The organism is Salinivibrio sp. HTSP (assembly GCF_003390965.1).
Classification (GTDB): domain Bacteria; phylum Pseudomonadota; class Gammaproteobacteria; order Enterobacterales; family Vibrionaceae; genus Salinivibrio; species Salinivibrio kushneri.
On the sequence record NZ_PXUD01000067.1, the window covers coordinates 1 to 22,361 of the forward strand.

A 22,361-nucleotide genomic window follows, 5' to 3' on the forward strand; every position below is an offset into this window, starting at 1 on the left:
AGATCAAAGGTCTAGCTCGAAAGCTAGACCTTTGTCAGCAGTCTGACGCCGCGTGATCACGCGGCGTTTAAAGGTGCGAGCATGAATGACTTACTTGGCGATGGGATCAATATAACTGACCGCCATATCCCAAGGCTGTTCAATCCAAGTGTCTTGGGCAATGTCGACCACATAGTCATCAACCAAAGGCTTCCCAGCCGGCTTGGCACTGACGGTGACAAAACGGGCTTTCGGATATAACTGGCGGACCATTTCTGCGGTCCCACCGGTATCCACCAGATCATCGACCACGATAAAGCCTTCACCATCACCGGGCGCTTGCTTCACCACACGCATATCACGTTGATGATCATGGTCATAACTTGAGATACACACAGTATCGACATGACGAATACCCAGCTCACGCGCCAGTATGGCAGCAGGCACGAGGCCCCCGCGGCTGACGGCAATAATTCCCTTCCATTGCTCTGCGGGCAGCAACTTCTCCGCCAATTGACGGGTGTACATCTGCATATTGTCCCAAGTGATAATAAACTTATTGCTCATGGTGAAAACCTCGTGGCGACTCTCGCCTTGTTATAACATCAAATGCGGACAGCTGTTTTACACCAAGAAAACGAACTTGAGTAAGAACAACCCCGCCAAAATCCAAATACTGACAGGGACTTCTCGCCCTTTGCCCGCAAAGGTTTTTACGGCACAAAATGCAATAAAGCCAAGTCCGATACCGCTTGCAATCGAGTAAGTGAGCGGCATCAGCAAACAAACAACCACCACGGGTGCCGCTTCAGTGAGATCTCGCCAGTTGATGCCAACCAAGCCCGACATCATCAAAATCGCCACATAAAACAATGCGCCGGCGGTCGCATAAGCCGGCACCATACCAGCAAGCGGCGCAAAAAAGAGCGCGAGCAAAAACAAGATACCGACAACGACCGCCGTTAGACCTGTGCGCCCGCCCGTTGCGACCCCGGAGACACTCTCAATATAAGAGGTCGTGTTTGACGTGCCTAAAAGCGCCCCGACGGAGGTCGCGGTACTGTCTGCCAGTAAAGCACGATTTAAGCGCGGTAGTTTACCATCTTTGTCGAGCAGTTCCGCGCGCTGTGCCACACCCACTAAGGTTCCTGCGGTATCAAAAAGGTCAACAAACAAAAATGCGAACACAATCGAGACCAGACCCACTTCCAATGCACCGGAAAAGTCTAACTGCATAAAGGTTGGTGCTAAGCTGGGTGGAGCTGACATCACGCCACCATAAGACACATCACCGGCCACCACACCAATCACGGTGACCGCTAAAATGGCGATCATCACCGCCCCTTTCAAGCCACGGTGCACAAGGCCAATGGTCAGGAAGAAACCCAAAGCCGCCATTGCAGGTGCGAACGCAGTGACATCACCGAGCGCCACGAGGGTGGCGGGATGATCGACCACAATCCCCGCATTTTGTAAGGCGATGAGCGCTAAGAAAAGGCCAATACCGGCAGAAATCCCGGTTCTTAGTGACATGGGAATAGAGTTAATAATCCATTCTCGCACGCGCAATACACTCAGCAAGATAAAACATAGGCCCGAGATAAAGACCGCCGCTAGCGCAACTTGCCACGAGTGTCCCATTTGCAATACCACCGTGTAGGTGAAGAAAGCATTCAAGCCCATCCCCGGCGCCTGCGCCACCGGATAGTTGGCAACAATCCCCATCACCAAACAACCAATTGCGGCAGCGAGGCAGGTGGCGACAAAGACAGCGCCTTTGTCCATGCCCGTTTCGGCTAAAATCGATGGGTTGACGAATATGATGTACGCCATGGTTAAGAAAGTGGTAAACCCAGCAATCACTTCCGTGCGAAGATCCGTGCCATGGGCCTTGAGTTTAAATAAACGCTCTAACATCGGTTATGTCCCAAACTAAACGTGGTGTATCGCGAGATACAAAAGGAAAACGTTTGCGTGCTAAAATTTGGCGCAAATCTTACCGATCGGCGGCGGAAATTTCCAGGATAAAAAGCCCGAAATCACCGTAATTATCGCTGATTAGAACGAATAACTATCAAAACAGTCAGTATAGTTGGACAGTGGACGAGCAAGACAAAAAAAACGCCACACATAGTGCGGCGCCAGAATTAAAGCGTTTGCTTCTGGATCAGAAATGACTCTGTAAGAGCGGGGGAATCGTAAAACTTACTTGCTATACCCGAACGATGCCGGATATGTAAAACCTTGTGTATAGACTGACTGCTGGTTCCAGTAGTAGCTTGATACCATGCCTTCCATTTTTAACCTCTCTCAAGTTTAAACCAATGTTGTTCACATTTATCTCGGTTCCTTGGAGGCGAATACTCGGGTTCACTCCATGAACAACTGGCAAGCTTGGTTGCCAATGTCTAGATAATAGCCCAATGGTAATTTATTTACAAGCATTAAGGTGACCATAGTCACAAAAAATTCATATGTGTAATTTAATTACAATAAAAACGCCTAGTAAAGCCGGCATAAGCGGTTTCTATGGGTGACTGTTGTCAATATAGAGACAGTGATATCCTTGGGTTTGTTTTTCCATTCCAGTGAGGCCTGCTACGAAAAAGGCCATAGATAAAATAAAATGGAGTCTACCGTGTCTGAAATCAGCCAATTATCACCTCGCCCCGTTTGGGCATTCTTCGACCAGATCTGTGCTATTCCTCATCCTTCTTATCATGAGTCGCAACTTGCTCAATTTATTATCGACTGGGCCAAAGGACGCGGCCTAGACGTCCGTCAGGATCAAACGGGTAACCTATTGATTCGTAAACCGGCAACACCCGGAATGGAAAATCGTAAAGGGGTTGTCCTCCAAGCCCACTTGGATATGGTGCCGCAGAAAAACGAGCACACTGTGCACGATTTCACGCGCGATCCTATTCGCCCTTATGTCGATGGTGACTGGGTGACCGCTGATGGCACGACATTAGGTGCAGATAATGGCATTGGCATGGCTTCATGCCTTGCGGTACTGGACGCTGATGACATCGAACATGGTCCGCTAGAGGTGCTACTCACCACCAATGAAGAAGCCGGAATGGATGGCGCATTTGGCTTGGAAGCAGGATGGCTAAACGGGGACATCTTGCTCAACACGGATTCGGAGCAAGAAGGGGAAGTGTACATGGGCTGTGCCGGTGGCGTCGACGCCAGTATGCACTTTCCAATAGAGCGTCAGGCAGACGATGAAGGACTTGCACGTTTTACGGTGGGAATCAAAGGGCTAAAAGGCGGCCATTCGGGCGTCGATATTCATACGGGTCGCGCCAATGCCAATAAATTACTGGCCCGTTTGCTCAGTCATCACCTTGGAGAAACAGATACTCGCCTACTTGCATTACGCGGCGGCACCTTGCGCAATGCCATCCCACGAGAGGCGTTTGCCGATATCGCCGTCCCTGCCGATCAGCAGCAAGCACTGGCGGCCGCGATCGATGACTTTGCCATGTTGATGAAAGCGGAGCTCGGCCAGCTTGAACCGCAAATCACTGTCATTCTAGAGCCATGTGACAACCCCGTCGCGCCACTGACACGCGCCGTGCAGTCTCGCTTATTAGCAGCGTTAAATGCAGCACCAAACGGCGTCGTAAGAATGAGTGATGATATACCTGGCGTCGTGGAGACGTCACTGAACTTAGGGGTTATCAACACCGAAGAGGATCGTATCACTGTACTATTTCTGATCCGCTCGTTAATCGATTCGGGCAGAGAAATGATGCAAGGAATGCTACAGTCGTTGGCGAGTCTTGCCAATGTCACGGTCGAGTTCTCAGGGGCATACCCAGGCTGGAAGCCCGATCCTGACTCGCAAATCATGCATATCTTCCGTGACACCTATGAGGGCATTTATCAGCGTAAGCCTGATATCATGGTGATTCATGCCGGTCTTGAATGTGGCTTGTTTAAGAAGCCGTACCCAACGATGGATATGATCTCATTCGGCCCAACCATCAAGTTCCCACATTCGCCCGATGAAAAAGTGCATATCGATAGTGTGGGCCATTACTGGCAGCAAATGCAGGCGATTTTAAAGGCAATCCCCGCTAAATCGGCCTAACCCAGTAAACTCAGTTGGGGGGCAGTGTCGTCCCCCAACCCTACCGATAGCCCAATCAGTCGTATACGTCTTCCTTCGCCACGATAAAACGCCTCATGCAGCAAGGTATCAAACAACGCGCGGTCAAGTGACTCGCATCGATGGGCCACCGTGGTGGTTTGAAAATCATTAAACTTAATTTTGATCCCTTGCCGACAAATTCGGCCATTGGCATCGGCTTTTTCTAAGCGGACCAATAACGCTTGATAAAGATGCTCTATCCAGGGTAAACAGGCCTCGAGCTGGTCAATATCCTCAGATAGGGTACGCTCCACCCCCACGGATTTGCGAACTCGCTCAACTTCAACCTCTCGTGGGTCAATACCGTGCGCCCGCTGCCATAGCACGGCACCAAATTTCCCCATCCGCTGTATCAAGGCGGTTTGGTCGCAAGCCTGGATATCTGCGCAGGTGAAAAGATTCCATTCGTGCAATCTCGTCAGTGTGACTCGCCCCACACCAGGAATCGACTGCAAAGGGAGGTCACGGACAAAGTCATCGACCTGATCTGGCGCCACGACACAAATACCATCGGGTTTGTTTTTGTCTGACGCGACTTTAGCAACAAACTTCACCGGTGCCACGCCCGCGGAGGCAGTTAACGCTAATTCATGCCAAATGTCTCGCCGGATGGCTTCGGCTATTAAGGTCGCAGAATTTTGATAACATTGCGTTTCAGAGACATCGAGATAGGCTTCGTCAAGGGAAAGCGGTTCTATGGTATCAGTGTAGCGGTGAAAGATAGCATGAAGCTGCTGAGACACTCGGCGGTATTTACCCATGTCGCCGCGCATAACGGTTAGCCCAGGGCATAGTTTGAGGGCTTGGGCCGTCGCCATCGCCGAGCGGATCCCAAATCGGCGCGCCGGATAATTACAAGTGGCGATGACACCTCGTCCATTCGCAGACCCACCAATCGCTAAGGGAATGGTTTGCAACGCAGGGTTATCGCGCATTTCGACGGCCGCATAAAAACAGTCCATGTCGATATGGATGATTTTCTTGCTCGCACGGCCGGTTATTGAGCTGGTCATTATGCTGCGTCGCTAAAAAGCCCATCGGTGGCAATCACCACGATGGGCATTGTCCCTAGATTATTTGGTTTTTCTTCCATTCACGCGTTTTTTCTGCGCGGTCTTCTCGCTTTTTCCGCGCATCGCATGGCTCTGGGCAGTCACACTCTTTCTCGATACCGACGGCCCCTAAGCCGCCACAGCTACCACTGATGGTTTTCTGCTGCACAATGTAACCAATCGCCATACCGGCAATGACGAGTACAAAGACAGCAAAGGTGATAAGAAAAACTGACATAATTGCTCACCTACTTCTAGTCGTCACGCCCAGTTATGCTAAAACTGGGCGCTAGTTCCACGCCGAATGCGTGTAATAGGCGCCAGTGCAGTCCTGCACTAACGGTTTAAATACGGTTTAAAGGCTTCTGAGGCCATTTCTTTAAACCCGTCATCGGTTTTGACCACCATAAACGCCGGAATATCCGCTTGATTAGCCAGCGCCATCGCCTTGTCGGGTCCCAACACCATAAAACCCGTCGCTAAGCCATCCGCGGTCATGCAAGACGGATCAAGCACAGTGACGGACACGAGGTGATGATTAATGGGTCGTCCTGTTTTGGGGTCGATAATGTGCGAATAACGTACACCATCTTGCTCAAAATAGTTGCGGTAATCGCCAGAGGTAGCGACGGCCATATCACCGGGCTGAATAATCTCCTGCACAGATTGCGCGCCAGCACTGGGTTTTTCAATGGCAATCCGCCACGGGTTTTGATCTTGATTGACACCCTTTAATTGTAACTCACCACCAATCTCAACCAAATAATTATCGAGCCCAAGCGACCCTAGATAATTGGCGACCACATCGACGCCATACCCTTTGGCAATGGTCGACAAGTCGACGTATAAATCAGGATGGGTTTTGGTAAGGGTGTTACCCTCAACCTGTAAATGCGACAACCCAACCCTTTCCATGCGAGAGGCGATGTCTTTGTCGCTCGGAATATTCTCGGGGCGTTTCTCTGGCCCAAAGCTCCATAAGTTCACCAACGGGCCGACGGTGACATCTAACGCCCCTTGAGTGAAAGTATTCAGCCGTATCGCCTCTTTTACTACCGTGGCGGTTGCGGGTGATACGTCCATTGGTATATCCGCTTTCTGCTGATTGAACTGGCTTAATTCGGAGTCGGTACGATACGTCGACATCTGATCATTAACCGTTTCCAAACGCGCATCAATCTCAGCTTGAACCTTATCTTGAGATGGGGTGTTCTCTGTGGCGATATATTTCACCGAGTAGTATGTTCCCATGGTCTCACCGGTCAGATGCACCAACTCAGGAGCACGGTCACAACCGAGTAACCCTACAATCAGCGCAAATACCCATGCACAGCGTAACCATAACGTCTTCATAGCGGTGTCCTTGGACATCAGTTTCATACGTAAAATGGCTGGCCCATAGGCCAGCCATTAAGCGGTAAGATAGACTGTCGGTGTTTACCCGCCGAAATCATCCAACAGGATGTTTTCGTCTTCGACACCTAGGTCTTTAAGCAAACCAATCACGGCGGCGTTCATCATCGGCGGCCCACACATGTAGTACTCACAGTCTTCTGGCGCTTCATGATCTTTCAGATAGTTGTCATAAAGCACATTGTGAATAAAGCCTGTGTCCCCTTCCCAGTTATCTTCTGGAAGCGGATCTGACAGCGCACAGTGCCACTCAAAGTTATCGTTTTGCTCTTGGAGCATATCGAAATCTTCGACGTAGAACATTTCTCGCTTCGAACGCGCCCCATACCAGAAGGTGATCTTACGATCGGTCTTCAGACGTTTTAGCTGGTCAAATATGTGTGAACGCATTGGCGCCATACCGGCACCACCACCCACAAACACCATCTCCGCATCGGTGTCTTTGGCAAAGAACTCACCGAATGGACCTGAAATTGTGCACTTATCACCTGGCTTAAGTGACCAAATATAAGATGACATCTGACCCGGTGGCACATCAGGATTACGTGGTGGTGGTGTTGCCACACGCACGTTCAGCATGATAATGCCTTCCTCTTCTGGGTAGTTAGCCATCGAGTACGCACGAATGATCTCTTCATCCACCTTCGACTCATAACGGAAAAGATTAAACTTCTCCCAGTCTTCTCGGTATTCCTCAGGAATATCAAAATCTGAGTATTTGATGTGATGCGGTGGCGCTTCAATCTGAATATAACCGCCGGCTCGGAAGGGAACCGACTCGCCATCAGGGATGCGCAGTTTAAGCTCTTTGATGAAGGTGGCTTTGTTATCGTTAGAGATAACTTCACATTCCCACTTCTTCACACCAAAAATTTCTTCCGGCAGCTCAATTTTCATGTCTTGTTTTATTGCCACCTGACATGAAAGACGCTCACCTTCACGCGCTTCGCCTTTGGTGATGTGGTCAAGCTCGGTCGGCAGAATGTCACCACCACCTTCTTTAATCTTCACGCGGCACTGACCACATGAACCACCGCCACCACAGGCAGACGATACAAACACACCAGCACCGGCCAGTGCGCCAAGCAGTTTACCGCCTGGCTGAGTCACGATCGCTTTTTCAGGATCGTCATTGATATCAATTGTGACGTCTCCGGTTGGTACCAGCTTGGATTTGGCGAACAAGATCACCAATACCAATGCCAGCACAATCAGAGTAAACATCACTACACCAAGAATAATGTCCATTGACTATTCCTTTTCTCGCAGTTTACCCGGCTTACAGTTGCACACCAGAGAAAGACATAAAGCCCAATGCCATCAGGCCAACAGAGATAAAGGTGATCCCCAATCCCCGCAGTGCTGGCGGCACGTCTGAATACTTCATTTTCTCACGGATACCCGCAAGGGCGACGATGGCTAACATCCAGCCTACCCCAGAGCCAAAGCCGTATACGACTGACTCTGCGAAGTTGTAATCACGCTGTACCATAAATGATACGCCACCAAAGATGGCACAGTTCACCGTGATCAACGGCAGGAAGATACCTAACGCGTTATAAAGTGGCGGGAAGAAGCGATCTAATACCATTTCCAAAATCTGAACCAATGCGGCGATAACACCGATAAAGGTCACAAAGTTGAGGAAGCTAAGATCGATCCCTTTCACCAGTGCATCTTCACGTAGGATCAGGTTATAGACCAAATTGTTAACCGGTACTGCGATAGTCAATACCACCACCACGGCGACACCGAGGCCGAACGCTGTTTTTACCTTCTTGGACACCGCCAAGAACGTACACATGCCGAGGAAGAATGCCAGCGCCATGTTCTCAATAAAGATTGAGCGCACCAGCAGGCTCAAATAATGTTCCATGTGCTGTTACTCCTTCGCTTCAACTTGTTCTGGTTTGAAGGTACGCACAATCCAAATCAAAAAGCCGATTAGGAAGAATGCAGATGGGGCCAGCAGCATCATGCCGTTTGGTTGATACCAACCCCCTTCACTGACCACAGGCAGAATAGACACGCCAAAGACAGAGCCTGAGCCCAGCAGCTCACGGAAGAAGGCAACCGTCATCAGCACGAAGCCATAACCCAATGCGTTACCCAAACCATCGATAAATGACGGCAGCGGCGACGATTTCATCGCATAGGCTTCCGCACGCCCCATCACGATACAGTTGGTAATGATAAGACCAACGAATACCGACAGCTGTTTGGATATATCGTAAACAAAGGCCTTCAATGTCTGATCAACCACAATAACCAATGACGCGATGATCGCCATTTGCACGATGATACGTACACTATTCGGGATATGGTTGCGGATCAGCGATACGAACAAGTTAGACATCGCGGTAACGAACATCACCGCCAAGGTCATAACAAAAGCCGTCTGCATCTGCGTGGTCACCGCGAGTGCCGAACATACACCGAGAACCTGAAGGGCAATCGGGTTATTGTCTAACACCGGCGACAGCAGATTCTTCTTCAGTTCTTTCGTTTCAGCCATTGGTCAGGCCTCCCTCTCGAACTTTTGCTAAGAATGGACCAAAGCCCAAATCACCTAGCCAGAAATCAAATTGTTTCTCGACACCGTTACTGGTCAGGGTTGCGCCCGATAGCGCGTCAATACCGTGCTCGCTATCACTCGGTGCACCACCTTTAACCACCTTGATAGCAGGCTCGCCTTGTTCGTTAAATAGCTTTTTGCCATCCCACTTCGCGCGCCATTTCGGGTTTTCAACCTCGCCACCCAAGCCCGGGGTTTCCCCTTGCTCATAATAGACGATGTCAGCCACCGTATTGCCATCAGGCTCGACCGCAACAAACGCATACATCATGCTCCAAAGACCCGAGCCTTTCACTGGCAGGATGAGGCGTTGCAAATCACCTGTGTCGTTTTTCACCAAGTAGATCTTCGCAATATCGGCACGACGGCCAAAACCAGCGACATTTTCGTCACCACTTAGCTTTTTCGACATCCCAGGGTCTTTGGCGGCTTCACGCTGGTCGTAGTCTGCGACGTCTTCGACATTGGCCGCGTCGGGGCTGACAAAGTCGCCTTTCTCTAAGCTAACCAGACGCGGTTCAATGTACTTGTTATAAGCATCATTGATCGCACTCTTACCGCCCGACACCTCAATGCCAGCGACCGAGAGGATGTTCTTCTGTACGTCGAGCTTTGCGTTCATCTGCTGCAAAGGACGTAAGGCTACCGCTGCACCGGACACCACGATTGAGCATACCAAGCTCAACGCGATAACAACGATCAGCGTCTTCTTAATACTATCGTTACTACTTGCCATTACGAGCCAGTCTCCGTTTGATGTTGCCCTGAATCACCAAGTTATCGAACAAGGGTGCAAACAGGTTAGCGAACAGGATCGCCAGCATCATGCCTTCAGGATATGCTGGGTTAACCACGCGAATGATCACTGCCATGGCACCGATCAATGCGCCGTACCACCATTTCGCTTTATTGGTAAACGCGGCCGAAACGGGATCCGTTGCCATAAACATCATGCCGAACGCAAAGCCACCTAGAACCAAGTGCCAGTAGAAAGGCATGCTAAACATCGGGTTAGTGTCGGAACCAATCAGGTTAAACAGGGTTGCCGCCACCGCCATACCGACGAATGTCCCTAAGATGATACGCCATGAGGCAATGCGCATGTATACCAAGGCCGCGCCACCAATCAAGATAGCAAGGGTTGATACTTCACCGATAGAGCCAGGGATATTACCGATAAAGGCATCCATCCAAGACATCGCTTGCCCGGAGACATTGTGTTGCAACGCGCCTTCACCGCCCGAGTACCATTGGCTCAATGCCGTTGCACCTGAGTAACCGTCTGCGGCTGTCCACACTAGATCGCCAGAGATCTGCGCTGGATAAGCAAAGAACAAGAACGCGCGTCCCGCAAGCGCAGGGTTCAAGAAGTTACGTCCAGTTCCCCCGAAGATCTCTTTGGCAACCACCACACCAAAGGTGATACCCAGTGCAGCCTGCCATAATGGCAAGGTTGGCGGCACGATCAGTGCAAAGAGGATCGAGGTGACGAAGAAACCTTCGTTGACTTCATGCTTGCGCACGATGCAGAACAGTACTTCCCAAAAACCACCCACAATAAATACGGTGGCGTAAATAGGCAGGAAGTAGGTAGCGCCTAGAATGGTTTTGGTTCCCCACCCGGCAGCGGATAGCGGCCCCGCAATCGACTCGGTGAGCCAATAATGCCAGTTACCACTGATCACCTGTGCCAGTTGGTCACCAGAATATAAATCCATCAATCCCATGATGGCTTGGTTACCTGTGTTATACATGCCCCAGAACATCGCGGGGAACACAGCAAACCACACCATGATCATGATGCGTTTCAAATCGATGCTGTCACGCACGTGCGCGCCGGCTTTGGTCACCATACCCGGGGTGTACAAAATGGTGGCAACCGCTTCGTACAGGGCAAACCATTTTTCATGTTTGCCGCCTGGCTCAAAGTGTGGCTCGATTTGCTCTAGAAAATTTTTAAGGCTCATCAGTTACCCTTCCTTCTCAATCTTTTCTAGGCTCTCGCGGAGCATTGGACCGTACTCGTACTTGCCTGGGCAGACAAAAGTACAAAGGGCCAAATCTTCAGGATCTAACTCCAGCGCGCCCAGCTGTTGCATGCTATCTGTATCGCCAGCACAGATATCACGCAGCAGCATTGTTGGCTCGATATCTAGTGGCATTACTCGCTCATAATTACCGATTGGTACCATGGAACGATCACTGCCATTGGTCGAGGTGGTCAAATTGAAAAGTTGGCCTTTGAATAGGTGGCCAAGGTAGGCGCGCGTCACTGAGAAGCGGTTTTTACCTGGCGACAACCAACCAAACAGCTCTTTCTCGTTGCCTTCACGCAATACAGACACTTGCAAGTGGAAGCGACCCAAGTAAGCATGCGGGCCAGACGCTTTGGTCCCCGACAGCACTGAGCCAGAAATAACACGGCTTTCACCCGCCATCAGCTCGCCATCAGTCAGCTCGTCAAGGTTTGCGCCTAGCTGCGTGCGTACCAAGCGTGGTTTGTTAACCATCGGGCCTGCCAATGACACCACACGATCAGTGTTGATTTCACCGGTAAGGAACAAGTGGCCAAACGCAATCACATCTTGGTAGTTAAGATGCCACACCTTTTTCTCCATGCTTGCTGAGCGCAAGTGGTGGATATGGGTGCCCACTAAGCCTGCTGGGTGAGGGCCAGCAAAGACATGTTGTTCAACGTTAGATTGCTGACTGGTGGGTAACTCTACATTCGCCTTACAAACAAACACTTGCTTGTCAGTTAAGCGAGAGAGTACATCAAGACCTGCAACGAATGCCTCTTTTTGCTCATCAATGATCACTTTCGGATCCGCGGCGAGCGGATTGGTGTCCATTGCATTCACAAAAATGGCTTCCGGCACGGCATCAATAGCGGGCGAACGGCTGAACGGGCGCGTGCGGAGCGCTGTCCACATCCCCGACTCAACCAATTGGTCCACCACCGCTTGGCGCTCAAGAGAGGCCAGTTGCGACGCTTCATACTTGTTGAATGTGACTTGCTCGTTACCATCGACTTCAATGACGACAGACTGAAGAACACGTTTGGCACCGCGGTTGACTTCAACCACTTTACCGGCTGCGGGAGCAGTAAATACCACACCAGGGTTTTTCTTATCTTCGAAAAGACCCTGGCCTTTTTTCACCACATCACCCACTCGCACATGCATTGTGGGGCGCATTCCAACGTACTCTTCGCCAAGCAAGGCGACTTTCTTGACAGCTGGGCCATCATTTATCACCTGAGCAGGAGTCCCAGCAATGGGGATATCCAAACCCTTTTTTATTGTAATCATACGCACTTGCACTACATTAACGGGAAAAAGAATTCTGTTATTGCGCAGTTAAAGACACGACTTTCGACTGTATGGTGGCCTGAGGGCGCACCGTCGCAACATCCTGCTAACCATGACGTTACACAAAGGTAGCCTAGGTTAGTCTTTAAGCACGGCATTCTATCACTAACCCCAGTATTGATTCTATGGGTATTGTCACTAGGGCGTGGCAATTATGCATACCTGTGCAAACAATGCTCGTTGTAAGCTCACAGTTTTACTGTTGTTTTTTTGCTCATCTTAAGGTGACGGTCACCGACCCCACGCTGTTCGCGTGGTGCGCCAAGCGCCGCGTTAATACCCACCCCACCAGCGACTTTATGTAAGAATTTGTTGCCATAACGTGAAGAATCAACACGCCTAAGCATATTGGCTCACCCTTATTTTACACCACCCCCGCGACAGGCTGGCGAGTCTGGCGCATTTGCCTGCTCTTGCCACTCTTCTGGGGTGTAAGTATGGATAGCCAATGCATGAATATCATTGGCAAGCTCGTCCGCCAAGGTGGTATTGATCGCACGATGCCGCTGTATTAAACGCTTACCTGCAAACTCATCTGACACCACGACAACCTTGAAATGGCTCTCTGACCCTTCTGGTACATTGTGCATATCGCTTTCATTGCGAACATCAAGATGAACGGGCGCAAAAGCCTGTGTCAGTTTCTCTGTAATTTGCGTTTGAATTTTCATGGCTTCCCCAATCTATCAAGGGCAAGTTGCCCAGATTTTAGTCGTTATCGATAAAATTGCGAATTCAATAGCCTGATCACGCCATCATTGATGGCATACCCATCGAGTTTGAATTGCAGTTGTGGTGTGAGTGCGACAATATACGCAGTCAGTGACCTCTGACGCAAACGCTCCCATGAAAACAGAACTTGTAATCTCAAGCGACGAATCTCCCCTGACACTACACCGCTACCCGCGCCGAAAAAATGAAACGCTTCAAGCCTTTGATGCAGCCGATGAATATATCATTGAGCACGCCAACACCTGGCAACTTGAGGCAGGCAATCGGGTTTTAATTCTCAATGATCAATTTGGCGCGTTGAGTTGTTGGGCATGCTCGCAAGGCTATGACGTCATTCAAATCAGCGATTCTGTGGTGTCACAGCAAGCGACCCTCGCGAACCTTCGCCAAAACCAGCTTCCAGACATTACGCTGCTTAAGAGTACGGAACCACTGCCTAAACAGTTTGATGCGGTGATCATGCGAGTGCCTAAAAGCAGCAAAATGTTGGCATGGCAGCTCCAGCAACTGGCGTCTGTAACGACACCGGCCACACGCATCCTCGCCGGAGACAAGGCAAAAGCGATCCATACCTCTACGCTGAATCAGTTTGAGCACTGGCTTGGGGCAACCACCACCTCGTTGGCAAAGAAAAAAGCGCGCTTGATTTTTTCTACCGCTAACGCCCTCCCCCAACAGCCCACCGAGCCACTTAGCTATGTCGATGTGCCTGAGTTTTCCATGCGCTTGGCTAATTGGCCCAATGTGTTTTCCGCCAAAAAGCTGGATATCGCGGCTTACTTAATGCTTCCGCAAATCCCAAGCTCGGACGAAGAAAAAAATATTCTGGATTTAGGTTGTGGGAATGGTGTGCTTGCCCTGCAGGCGGCACGTAACAACCCAAAGGCATACATTTATGCGGTCGACGAGAGCCATATGGCCGTCGCCAGTGCCCAACACAACCTTGAAAGCCATGGTATTGACTCACAACGTTTCCAATGTGAAGCACGAGATTGCTTGACCGATTTTAACCACACAGATATTGATCTTGTGTTGTGTAACCCGCCCTTTCACCAGCAACAAACCATCACTGATCACATTGCTTGGCAAATGTTTTGTGACGCAAAACGTGTTCTGACCACGAATGGCACGCTTTTAGTGATTGGCAATCGTCATCTTGGCTATCATACTAAGCTAAAACGTCTTTTTGGTAACGTGACTGTCGTTGCGTCAAATAAAAAATTCGTTATTCTCAAGGCAGTCAACGCCCAATTTTAACAAAAGGATGCTGAACCCCATGAAGAAACTGATTATTGCCGCCGCTGTGTTAGTCCTAGCGGGCTGCTCAACACCTCGCGAGCCACAACTAACCATTGCACCGTCTCCAGCGTCATCCAATCAGCAGCAGGTCAACAACCTTCCTGTGGTGGTAAAGAGTAAGGACTTACGGACAGCTCAGTTCGTTGCGGTGATTGATAGCGGTCGCTCCAATGTTAAGCCGCTGCATGCCACCCAAAACTTGCGCGTTGTCCTTGAAGATACCCTCTCACGCCAGCTTTCAGCACAAGGGTTCCGTGTCGTCGCAAATGGCCCGGGCATGCTCCGCCTCGACATTCTTGACGCCTTAGTTCGTGTTAAGCACACGGTATTCAAGCACGATATGGAAGCGTCAGTGCAACTGCAGCTAGTCGCTGAATCGCCGGATGGTCGCTTTGTAAAACGTTACACCGGCAAATCAACCCAGAGCGGCGTTAGCAGCGCTTCGCCCGACGATATCGAAATGGCATTAAACAACCTGCTAGAAGCTGTCTTGCAAGACATTGCCAACGATGAGCAGCTACTTGATCACATGAAAGCGCACTTTTGATCATGAAAATATGGGCACTTTTAGGGATACTTGCACTGGTGGTGGCGCCAGTGCAAGCTAGGGTGATGGTCGCTGTTGAAACGACCCAGGGAGACTTTGTCTTGCAACTTAATGAGGATAAAGCTCCCAAGACTGTCAGCAATTTTTTACGCTATGTCGATGACGGCAGCTATGTCGGCACTCAATTTCATCGGGTGATCCCACGTTTTGTGGTGCAAGGAGGCGGATTTGATCAAGACCTCAATCGTCGCCCCACGTATGAACCTGTTGATAATGAATCACGTAATGGCCTACATAACCGTCGTGCTACCATTGCGATGGCCAGAACCCAAGACCCGGACTCTGCCACCCGCCAGTTCTACATCAATGTCAGTGATAATGGTTTCTTAGATGCAACCCCCAATAAGCTGGGGTACACGGTGTTTGGCCGCGTCGTGGAAGGGTTTAACACTATCCTGACCATCACCCAGCAGCCAACCGTTACTATCCCCAGCAAACGGATGCAGGATGTGCCGCAACAACCGATTATTATTACTGCTATCAATCGTGTCTCAACCCCCTAGTCTTTAAGTAGGCCACCTTATTATGCAGTCATCCAAGCTAAAAACGACCTTGGCGGCCTACGCCGACCGTCGCCTGCTCTTTGTTTTTTTAATGGGGTGCTGTAGTGGTTTCCCTTGGGTATTAATTGGCTCCAACTTAAATGGTTGGCTGGCCGATGAGGGGTTATCGCGCACGGCTATTGGCCTTTTTGGCTCAGTGTTCGTGCTTTACGCCGTTAACTTTTTGTGGGCCCCCCTGCTGGATAGGCTTAAGATCCCGGTACTGAATGAAAAGCTTGGCCATCGTCGTAGCTGGATTGTGGTGACACAATCACTGATGCTTGTCGCCACCTTGGCCTTGTCTCGCGTTAACATGCAAGGCCTGCAAGCGATTGATCCCTGGATCACCACCCTTGTCCTTTCGTCATTGATTTTTTCTATCGCCCTCGCGTCGGCCACACAAGACATAGCCATTGATGCCTTCCGTATCGATAACTTCGCCGAGCACGAAACCGAGAAGTTCCCGCTCGCCTCGGCGATGTCGGTCATTGGTTGGTGGACAGGCTATTCTGTGCCTGGCTATATCGGCTTTATCAATGCCGATGCCATCGGGTGGAACCAAGTTTATGTGATTATGGCCGGATTTGTCGGCTTAATGATTCTCGCCACCCTGTATGTCAAAGAGCCTGCCAGTGATCGGGAACAGCGCCAAGACAAGGCCACCAAACATTACCTCAACCAAGGCTACAGTGGCTTCCAAGCCTGGTTTGCCGTGACGGTGGTGGAACCTTTTGCCGAGTTCTTTCGTCGCAACGGGATTAAGGTAGCCCTTACGCTGCTGTTATTTGTGTTTTTGTTTAAACTGGGCGAAGCCTTTCTCGGTCGCATGTCGATCGTGTTTTACAAAGATGTTGGCTTTACCAATGAGCAAATTGGGTATTACTCCAAGCTAGTCGGCTGGGGGCTCACCGTGGTTTACACCTTAATAGGCAGCTACATCAACCTGCGCTTTGGCGTGATTAAAGGGCTGTTTATTGGTGGGGTCGCCATGGCATCCAGCAACCTTATGTTCGCCTGGATTGCCATGGTCGGCCCCAACGAGCACCTGCTATTGGGGGCCATCCTGGTAGACAACTTTACCTCGGCTTTTGCCACTATTGCGTTTGTCTCCTTTTTAACCTTCTTGACCGGCCGTGCATTCTCGGCCACTCAATATGCGCTACTCGCGTCTTTGGGGAACTTAGGCCGCACCACGGTTGCATCGTTTAGTGGCATGATGGTCGACTGGCTCGATAGCTGGTCAACATTTTTCGTAATAACCGCATTAATGGTGATCCCAGGACTAGTCATGCTGATCTACATTGGCAGACAGTTTCGCCAACCGCCGTCACAAAATGATAAGCATGCTAGACACTGCCTAGATTCTCGTCGCGACTAACCCTGACATATCACAGTGGAGTGCAAAATTTTGCGCGCCGCTGTGACTTATTAAGTAACAAAGATCACATAAAACTGTCATGCAACCCTTTACAAACCGCCTCTGATCACAGCCTATTTTTGTGTCTATGTTTATTACATTCTTTATCGTGAACTTAATCAATATACTGCCTCTGTCCCATGCGCACTGCGCAACAACAAGACCCAGCAGAGGCAGTCACTATGAAAAAATCCCTACTCGCACTTGCCGTTATCGCCGCTAGCAGCGCATCCGTTGCTAACGCCGCCGATTACTCAGATGACATTTACAAAAATGATCACAAATGGCTTCAGTTTAATGCCATGTATGCCATTAACGAAAAGCCACAACCGGCTGGAAACGATAACAGTCATAACTATCTAGAAATGGAGTTTGGCGGCCGTAAAGGCGTGGTCGATCTCTATGGTTATGTGGATATTTTTGACCTTGCTGAAGACGACAGTGATAACAACAACAAAAAAGGTGCAGATAAAACCTTTATGAAGTTAGCACCGCGCTTCTCAATTGATGGCATCACCGGGCAGGATTTGTCGTTTGGCCCTGTACAAGAAGTCTACTTCTCGACCTTATTTAACTGGGGAGGTGGTAATGGGAAGCCATTTGATAGTACTAACAACTCATTCTGGGGTGTCGGTGCCGATGTCGAGCTGCCTTGGTTTGGCAAAGTGGGCATGAACCTCTATAGTTTGTATGATATCAATAACAAAGATTGGAATGGCTATCAGTTCTCGACCAACTGGTTTAAACCTTTCCACTTTTTCGACAACGGTAGCTTCCTGTCTTACCAAGGTTATATCGACTACCAATTCGGTGCCGACGATACCTTTAAAGGCAATAGCCAAGCGACCCACGGCGGTGCGATGTTTAACGGCCTATACTGGCACTCAGATAACTACGCCCTCGGATATGGCCTCAAGGCTTACAATGACGTCTATCTGATTGAAGATAAGGGCCCGACAGACCTTGAAAGCTCAGGAATTTCTCACTACCTTAGCGCGACCTACAAATTCTAATCTTATCCAGCGCCGGTCCCTGCCGGCGCTGTCCTCCCCGCCTTATATTGTCTATGATACACTGGCCTTTTCATCGATAGGCAAGTGTCATGCGGATCACCTTGATAGGCGCAGGTGCGATCGGCACCTTATGGGCGGTCAAATTAAGCCAAGCGGGTCATCACGTTCATCTTATCACGCGCGATGGCGCTGATAAGCGGGCGCTGAACCTTGACGATACCTCCCTTACTTTGCCCGCCAACCAACCAGACTTACTGCGTTATAGTGATCTTTGGCTGGTTTGCACCAAAGCCTATGACGTACAAGCCGCCTTAACCCCGTGCTTTGCCCACCTTGAGCCGGAAACCATGGTAATGCTGATGCATAACGGCATGGGACCTCACCAATGGCTCATTGATTCCCTACCTGCCAGCCAGCCGCTGCTACTCGCAACCACCTCACAAGGCGTGTTTCGCGCGGAAACAGGCGAGTATAAGCACACGGGCAATGGGCCCACAGCGCTCGGGGCAGGTAACCAAGCCGGTGAAGCCTGTCAGTTTCTCGCCGATGTCTTGGATCATGCTCTACCGGCAGCAACCTGGCAGAGCGAGATCCTGGAATCGCTGTGGTATAAACTGGCGGTCAATAGTGTCATCAACCCGCTTACCGCCTTACATGGGATAAAAAACGGTGAATTGCTCAAACGAGACTATGCGCCAATCATTGATGCGCTATGCCAAGAATTAGCCACTGTAATGCGGGCGGAGCGGATCCTTGCCTCGGCTACCGAAGTACGTCAACGTGTGGAAACGGTCGCCAAGGCAACCGCAGACAACTACTCTTCAATGAATCGCGATGTATTTTACCGTCGCCCGACCGAGCTGGCGTATATTACGGGCTATGTGCTGCAACGCGCCCTAGCACACCAGATTTCAACCCCACACCACCAGCAGCTACACCAAGCCGTTCAACAAGTGGAGAGATAAGGAATCATCATGAGTGATAAACGCATCCTGATTTGTATGGCCAATGGCACAGAAGAAATGGAAGCCGTGACTGCCATTGATGTGATGAAACGTGCCGGCTTCAATGTCATCGTGGCCAGCGCCGATCCCGAAGGCGAGCTCACGCTAACCTGTTCACGTGGCGTCAAGCTAGTTTGCGACGCAGCACTGGCAACAGTCGCCGACCAGCCTTTTGACTGTGTGATCTTACCCGGTGGTATCGAGGGCGCCCAGTGCTTAGGAGAAAGTAACCTGATCACCGAGATCATCAAGCAGCAGCAGAGTGACAATGCGTGGGTGGCTGCCATTTGTGCCGCACCGGCGTTAGTGCTACAACGCCACCAGCTATTCCCGCAGTCACACATGAGCTGTCACCCCAGCGTTAGCGATCAGATCCCAGCGCAATGGCTAAGCCGCCGCCGCGTGATGACCGACTATGACCATCGTTTGATTACCAGCCAGGGGCCAGGTTCGGCAATGGAGTTCGCGATCGAAGTCGTTCACGTGCTTGGCGGCAAAGCCTTGGCCTGGCAAGTGGCGGAGCCAATGATGCCCCTGCCTCAACTGCACTATGAGAAAAAGTTTACAGAAGGCTAGATTTGCACGAGGCTTAAACGCAAACAGGCAGCCAAATGGCTGCCTGTTGTCTTACTGCGGTAAGCCACTAGGCCTACACCCGATACACTTTCACGTTGTCAAAGCCCATATCTTTGAGATACAGCGCTTGCAAGCGACTCATTACCCCTCGCTCGCAATAGAGCAAATAGGTTTTCGTTTGGTCAAGGTCGCCAAACTGGGTCGCCAATTTGAAGAAAGGAATGTGCACCACATCAACGCCTTCAATCTCAAGCGGCTTATCTTCTTGCTCTTCTCGACTGCGGATATCCAGCACCACTGCGCCTTTCTCAACCTCCTTAACCAGCTCCGCTTCCGGCGCTTTTTCTTGGCTCAAGGCTTCGATATCACGGATATCCATCACAGTCGCGTTGTCGACCACTTGCTCAAGCAGACGAAAATCAAACTTGGCTTCTTCGTGTTCAAGCTTGGCTTTTTCCGCTTTCACCGTTGGCTTTTTGGAAATCACGCCACAATACTCAGGCATGGTTTTAGCGAAATCTTCTGTGCCAATTTTACGCGCCGTTTGAATAATGTCTTCTTTGTCCCAGTTAATTAGTGGGCGCAAGATCAAGCTATCGGTGACGTTATCAATCATACGCAGATTGGTGAGCGTTTGGCTCGACACCTGCCCCAACGCCTCGCCGGTCACCAGTGCTTGAATACCAAACCGTTTTGCCACCATGGCCGCCGCCCGCATAAACATACGCTTCAGCACCACGCCCATTTGCGCGTTATCAACGTTTTCCAAGATGCTGTTGACGACTGGCTCAAAATCAATCGAAATAAACTTCACTTTGGCCGACGAGCCAAATTTATTCCAAAGGTAATGAGACACCTGCTGCACACCTGTTTCATGCGATTTGCCGCCCAGGTTAAAGAAGCAGTAATGCACTTTACTGCCACGTTTAATGTGCAAATAACTGGAAACGCCTGAATCGAACCCGCCAGAGATCAAGCTCAATACATCTTCTTGTGTACCGAGTGGGAAGCCCCCTAGACCTGCATGACGATGTTTCACCACGTTGAGCTTGTCGTGATCGACTTCCATCATCACGGTGACATCCGGTTTTTTCAGTTGCACACTGGCCGACGGCACGGCTTGGTTTAGTCCACCACCGACATAGCGCTCAAGATCGATAGAGGTAAAGTCATGCTGCCCACGACGCTTAGCGCGCACACAAAAGGTCTTCCCTTCGATTTGGTGACGCACACCGGCCAAAGTAAGCTCATAGATATGGTGTAAATCGTTAAACAGGGTTTGCTCAACCTCAAGCACGGTTTGGACCCCTGGTGTGTTGGTTAACACATCCAGAACCAGTTGGCGCTCGTTAGGTTGTTTTAACGTCACCTCAATGTGATCCCGACGGTTATATACCGCCGTATTATCAGTTCGACGCTTTAAAATATTACGAATATTGCATTCGAGGATTTTTGTAAAACGCTTTCTTACTGACTCACTTTTGACGATCACCTCAGGGTGAATTTTAACGATAAACTTCATAACCGGTTCGATACAGCTGGGAACAAAGCCGCGGATTATACAATAACCAGGCTGCCGCTGAAACCGGCTATTTTCACGTCTGAAGAAAGAGGAAGTGCTCGGCGATAACTTGTCTTTACCCACAATCAGTTATCGCCGAGAGACAGGACTAAGGTGCGTTTTGTGGCGCATTCTCGCTAGAGATTTCATCCGAGAAGGTGGGTTTTCCTTGTATCACAGCGATTTCCACACGCCGGTTTGACGCACGGTTTTCCGGAGAATTGTTCGGCGCACGCGGCTTGGTATCCGCTAGTCCTTCCACTTTCATACGTAAATGGTTAAAACCAGGGACTTTTTCCATCTCCTGCGCCACTGACACCGCACGCTGTGCCGAAAGATCCCAGTTCGATCGATAAAGCTCCGACTCCAAAGGTGTGCTATCGGTATGCCCTGAGACCTTGATTTCCCCCGGCACATCTTTTACCAACTGCGCAATTTGACGCACCATGGGGCGGAACTTGGGTTGAAGAAACGCAGAGTTTTGTGGGAAAGCGCCCTTTTCTCGGATCCTTATCACCAACTGTTGCCCTAAGTTCTCGACCTCGACCGCCCCCTCATCGATTTCGCGTTGCAACGCTTGCATCAACGCCTTTTGCAGCTGCTCAAGTTGCTGCTGCATTCTCTGCTGCTCCAATTGTGATGCCACTTGGGCACTGGTGCCGCCTTCCTTATCTGACGTGTTGCGTTGCGAGCCGCCGGACCGATCATCCTCGCCCTCTTGAAAATCCAAGGTGCGCTGCGTCATATCAATGGTTTGTTGCATGATCACTTCAATCGGCGTCGGCTCAGGACGACCCGGACGAAACTCTTGCGCGATCACACTGGTTCCTTTAGGAATGTCTTTCACCTCGAGCACATTTTGTACCCCAAAAGCGAACTTCATTGACCCTGCAATTTGCTTAAACTTAAGCACATCCATTTCTGAAAAGGACAACAGAAGGACGAAAAATGCAACAAGCAACGACATTAAATCCGCAAACGTCCCCATCCACGGCGGTAAACCGGGGGGCGGGCATTTACATTCCTCTTCTTCTTGTTGTGCCATCTCGATTCCTTAC

At 50.2% G+C, this 22,361-nt stretch carries 22 protein-coding genes; 8 read left to right on the plus strand and 14 right to left on the minus strand.

The window, feature by feature from the left end; translation table 11 throughout:
• Positions 1–90: 90 nt before the first annotated feature.
• Positions 91–546, minus strand: a complete 456-nt coding sequence (gpt, locus tag C7A19_RS12425; protein ID WP_069361135.1) for a xanthine phosphoribosyltransferase — start codon at positions 544–546, stop codon at positions 91–93.
• Positions 547–603: 57 nt separating this feature from the next.
• Positions 604–1,896: an NCS2 family permease gene (locus C7A19_RS12430; RefSeq protein ID WP_077456966.1), complete on the minus strand. Its 1,293-nt coding sequence runs from the start codon at positions 1,894–1,896 to the stop codon at positions 604–606.
• A 721-nt stretch (positions 1,897–2,617) separates the two neighbouring features.
• On the opposite strand from C7A19_RS12430, the gene C7A19_RS12435 reads away from it, so the two are divergent.
• The gene (locus C7A19_RS12435; protein ID WP_235614306.1) at positions 2,618–4,081 is read left to right on the plus strand and encodes an aminoacyl-histidine dipeptidase; all 1,464 of its coding nucleotides are present in this window, start codon (positions 2,618–2,620) and stop codon (positions 4,079–4,081) included.
• Here the strand turns inward: C7A19_RS12435 and dinB are convergent.
• The 10 genes from dinB to bolA form a co-directional block, all read right to left on the minus strand.
• Positions 4,078–5,154, minus strand: coding sequence for a DNA polymerase IV (gene dinB, locus C7A19_RS12440; protein ID WP_116645029.1), 1,077 nt, complete (start codon positions 5,152–5,154; stop codon positions 4,078–4,080). The two genes, C7A19_RS12435 and dinB, sit on opposite strands and share 4 nt — an antisense overlap.
• 55 nt (positions 5,155–5,209) lie before the next feature.
• Complete coding sequence (gene nqrM / locus C7A19_RS12445) at positions 5,210–5,431, minus strand: (Na+)-NQR maturation NqrM (RefSeq protein WP_046073749.1); 222 nt, start codon at positions 5,429–5,431, stop codon at positions 5,210–5,212.
• Positions 5,432–5,529: 98 nt separating this feature from the next.
• Positions 5,530–6,546: an FAD:protein FMN transferase gene (locus C7A19_RS12450; protein WP_102505504.1), complete on the minus strand. Its 1,017-nt coding sequence runs from the start codon at positions 6,544–6,546 to the stop codon at positions 5,530–5,532.
• 84 nt (positions 6,547–6,630) lie between these two features.
• Positions 6,631–7,854 carry an NADH:ubiquinone reductase (Na(+)-transporting) subunit F gene (gene nqrF / locus C7A19_RS12455; RefSeq protein WP_116645030.1) on the minus strand — a complete coding sequence of 408 codons (1,224 nt, stop codon included), beginning with the start codon at positions 7,852–7,854 and terminating at the stop codon, positions 6,631–6,633.
• Between the two features lie 31 nt (positions 7,855–7,885).
• The gene (gene nqrE / locus C7A19_RS12460) at positions 7,886–8,482 is read right to left on the minus strand and encodes an NADH:ubiquinone reductase (Na(+)-transporting) subunit E (RefSeq protein WP_046073752.1); all 597 of its coding nucleotides are present in this window, start codon (positions 8,480–8,482) and stop codon (positions 7,886–7,888) included.
• A 6-nt stretch (positions 8,483–8,488) separates the two neighbouring features.
• Positions 8,489–9,121, minus strand: a complete 633-nt coding sequence (locus tag C7A19_RS12465) for an NADH:ubiquinone reductase (Na(+)-transporting) subunit D (protein ID WP_077456976.1) — start codon at positions 9,119–9,121, stop codon at positions 8,489–8,491.
• On the minus strand, positions 9,114–9,917 hold the full coding sequence (locus tag C7A19_RS12470; RefSeq protein ID WP_077456978.1) for a Na(+)-translocating NADH-quinone reductase subunit C: 804 nt from the start codon (positions 9,915–9,917) through the stop codon (positions 9,114–9,116). The genes C7A19_RS12465 and C7A19_RS12470 overlap by 8 nt, the downstream gene beginning before the upstream one ends.
• Positions 9,907–11,148 (minus strand): NADH:ubiquinone reductase (Na(+)-transporting) subunit B, encoded by a 1,242-nt coding sequence (locus tag C7A19_RS12475; protein ID WP_069361143.1) that lies wholly within the window; start codon positions 11,146–11,148, stop codon positions 9,907–9,909. The genes C7A19_RS12470 and C7A19_RS12475 overlap by 11 nt, the downstream gene beginning before the upstream one ends.
• A gap of 3 nt (positions 11,149–11,151) precedes the next feature.
• On the minus strand, positions 11,152–12,492 hold the full coding sequence (locus tag C7A19_RS12480) for a Na(+)-translocating NADH-quinone reductase subunit A (protein WP_069361144.1): 1,341 nt from the start codon (positions 12,490–12,492) through the stop codon (positions 11,152–11,154).
• Positions 12,493–12,911: 419 nt separating this feature from the next.
• Positions 12,912–13,223, minus strand: a complete 312-nt coding sequence (gene bolA / locus C7A19_RS12485) for a transcriptional regulator BolA (protein ID WP_069361145.1) — start codon at positions 13,221–13,223, stop codon at positions 12,912–12,914.
• Positions 13,224–13,398: 175 nt separating this feature from the next.
• Between bolA and C7A19_RS12490 the strand changes: the two genes are divergently transcribed.
• The 7 genes from C7A19_RS12490 to C7A19_RS12520 all read left to right on the plus strand — a co-directional run bounded on the left by C7A19_RS12490 (position 13,399) and on the right by C7A19_RS12520 (position 19,742).
• A complete protein-coding gene (locus C7A19_RS12490) occupies positions 13,399–14,541 on the plus strand; it encodes a methyltransferase (RefSeq protein ID WP_077673482.1) in 1,143 nt (380 codons plus the stop codon).
• Between the two features lie 19 nt (positions 14,542–14,560).
• The gene (locus C7A19_RS12495; protein WP_069361147.1) at positions 14,561–15,130 is read left to right on the plus strand and encodes a YajG family lipoprotein; all 570 of its coding nucleotides are present in this window, start codon (positions 14,561–14,563) and stop codon (positions 15,128–15,130) included.
• Positions 15,130–15,693, plus strand: a complete 564-nt coding sequence (locus tag C7A19_RS12500) for a peptidylprolyl isomerase (protein ID WP_235614307.1) — start codon at positions 15,130–15,132, stop codon at positions 15,691–15,693. Before C7A19_RS12495 ends, C7A19_RS12500 begins: the two co-directional genes overlap by 1 nt.
• Before the next feature lie 22 nt (positions 15,694–15,715).
• Positions 15,716–17,110 carry an MFS transporter gene (locus tag C7A19_RS12505; RefSeq protein ID WP_069361149.1) on the plus strand — a complete coding sequence of 465 codons (1,395 nt, stop codon included), beginning with the start codon at positions 15,716–15,718 and terminating at the stop codon, positions 17,108–17,110.
• Between the two features lie 221 nt (positions 17,111–17,331).
• Positions 17,332–18,162, plus strand: coding sequence for an outer membrane protein OmpK (locus tag C7A19_RS12510; protein WP_116645043.1), 831 nt, complete (start codon positions 17,332–17,334; stop codon positions 18,160–18,162).
• An 89-nt stretch (positions 18,163–18,251) separates the two neighbouring features.
• Complete coding sequence (locus tag C7A19_RS12515) at positions 18,252–19,127, plus strand: 2-dehydropantoate 2-reductase (protein ID WP_116645032.1); 876 nt, start codon at positions 18,252–18,254, stop codon at positions 19,125–19,127.
• Between the two features lie 9 nt (positions 19,128–19,136).
• Entirely contained in the window at positions 19,137–19,742 is a 606-nt protein-coding gene (locus tag C7A19_RS12520; RefSeq protein ID WP_069361152.1) for a DJ-1 family glyoxalase III, read from the plus strand.
• 73 nt (positions 19,743–19,815) lie between these two features.
• On the opposite strand, the gene thiI is transcribed toward C7A19_RS12520, so the two are convergent.
• The gene (gene thiI / locus C7A19_RS12525) at positions 19,816–21,264 is read right to left on the minus strand and encodes a tRNA uracil 4-sulfurtransferase ThiI (protein ID WP_116645033.1); all 1,449 of its coding nucleotides are present in this window, start codon (positions 21,262–21,264) and stop codon (positions 19,816–19,818) included.
• Positions 21,265–21,412: 148 nt separating this feature from the next.
• Positions 21,413–22,348, minus strand: a complete 936-nt coding sequence (locus C7A19_RS12530) for a flagellar motor protein MotB (protein ID WP_116645034.1) — start codon at positions 22,346–22,348, stop codon at positions 21,413–21,415.
• Between the last annotated feature and the right edge of the window lie 13 nt (positions 22,349–22,361).

Excerpts from the sequence above, each read along its gene's own strand:
- gpt (WP_069361135.1), bottom strand. The coding sequence starts at position 546 with ATGAGCAATAAGTTTATTATCACTTGGGACAATATGCAGATGTACACC.
- C7A19_RS12430 (WP_077456966.1), bottom strand. The coding sequence starts at position 1,896 with ATGTTAGAGCGTTTATTTAAACTCAAGGCCCATGGCACGGATCTTCGC.
- dinB (WP_116645029.1), bottom strand. The coding sequence starts at position 5,154 with ATGACCAGCTCAATAACCGGCCGTGCGAGCAAGAAAATCATCCATATC.
- nqrM (WP_046073749.1), bottom strand. The coding sequence starts at position 5,431 with ATGTCAGTTTTTCTTATCACCTTTGCTGTCTTTGTACTCGTCATTGCC.
- C7A19_RS12450 (WP_102505504.1), bottom strand. The coding sequence starts at position 6,546 with ATGAAGACGTTATGGTTACGCTGTGCATGGGTATTTGCGCTGATTGTA.
- nqrF (WP_116645030.1), bottom strand. The coding sequence starts at position 7,854 with ATGGACATTATTCTTGGTGTAGTGATGTTTACTCTGATTGTGCTGGCA.
- nqrE (WP_046073752.1), bottom strand. The coding sequence starts at position 8,482 with ATGGAACATTATTTGAGCCTGCTGGTGCGCTCAATCTTTATTGAGAAC.
- C7A19_RS12465 (WP_077456976.1), bottom strand. The coding sequence starts at position 9,121 with ATGGCTGAAACGAAAGAACTGAAGAAGAATCTGCTGTCGCCGGTGTTA.
- C7A19_RS12470 (WP_077456978.1), bottom strand. The coding sequence starts at position 9,917 with ATGGCAAGTAGTAACGATAGTATTAAGAAGACGCTGATCGTTGTTATC.
- C7A19_RS12475 (WP_069361143.1), bottom strand. The coding sequence starts at position 11,148 with ATGAGCCTTAAAAATTTTCTAGAGCAAATCGAGCCACACTTTGAGCCA.
- C7A19_RS12480 (WP_069361144.1), bottom strand. The coding sequence starts at position 12,492 with ATGATTACAATAAAAAAGGGTTTGGATATCCCCATTGCTGGGACTCCT.
- bolA (WP_069361145.1), bottom strand. The coding sequence starts at position 13,223 with ATGAAAATTCAAACGCAAATTACAGAGAAACTGACACAGGCTTTTGCG.
- C7A19_RS12490 (WP_077673482.1), top strand. The coding sequence starts at position 13,399 with ATGAAAACAGAACTTGTAATCTCAAGCGACGAATCTCCCCTGACACTA.
- C7A19_RS12495 (WP_069361147.1), top strand. The coding sequence starts at position 14,561 with ATGAAGAAACTGATTATTGCCGCCGCTGTGTTAGTCCTAGCGGGCTGC.
- C7A19_RS12505 (WP_069361149.1), top strand. The coding sequence starts at position 15,716 with ATGCAGTCATCCAAGCTAAAAACGACCTTGGCGGCCTACGCCGACCGT.
- C7A19_RS12510 (WP_116645043.1), top strand. The coding sequence starts at position 17,332 with ATGAAAAAATCCCTACTCGCACTTGCCGTTATCGCCGCTAGCAGCGCA.
- C7A19_RS12515 (WP_116645032.1), top strand. The coding sequence starts at position 18,252 with ATGCGGATCACCTTGATAGGCGCAGGTGCGATCGGCACCTTATGGGCG.
- C7A19_RS12520 (WP_069361152.1), top strand. The coding sequence starts at position 19,137 with ATGAGTGATAAACGCATCCTGATTTGTATGGCCAATGGCACAGAAGAA.
- thiI (WP_116645033.1), bottom strand. The coding sequence starts at position 21,264 with ATGAAGTTTATCGTTAAAATTCACCCTGAGGTGATCGTCAAAAGTGAG.
- C7A19_RS12530 (WP_116645034.1), bottom strand. The coding sequence starts at position 22,348 with ATGGCACAACAAGAAGAAGAGGAATGTAAATGCCCGCCCCCCGGTTTA.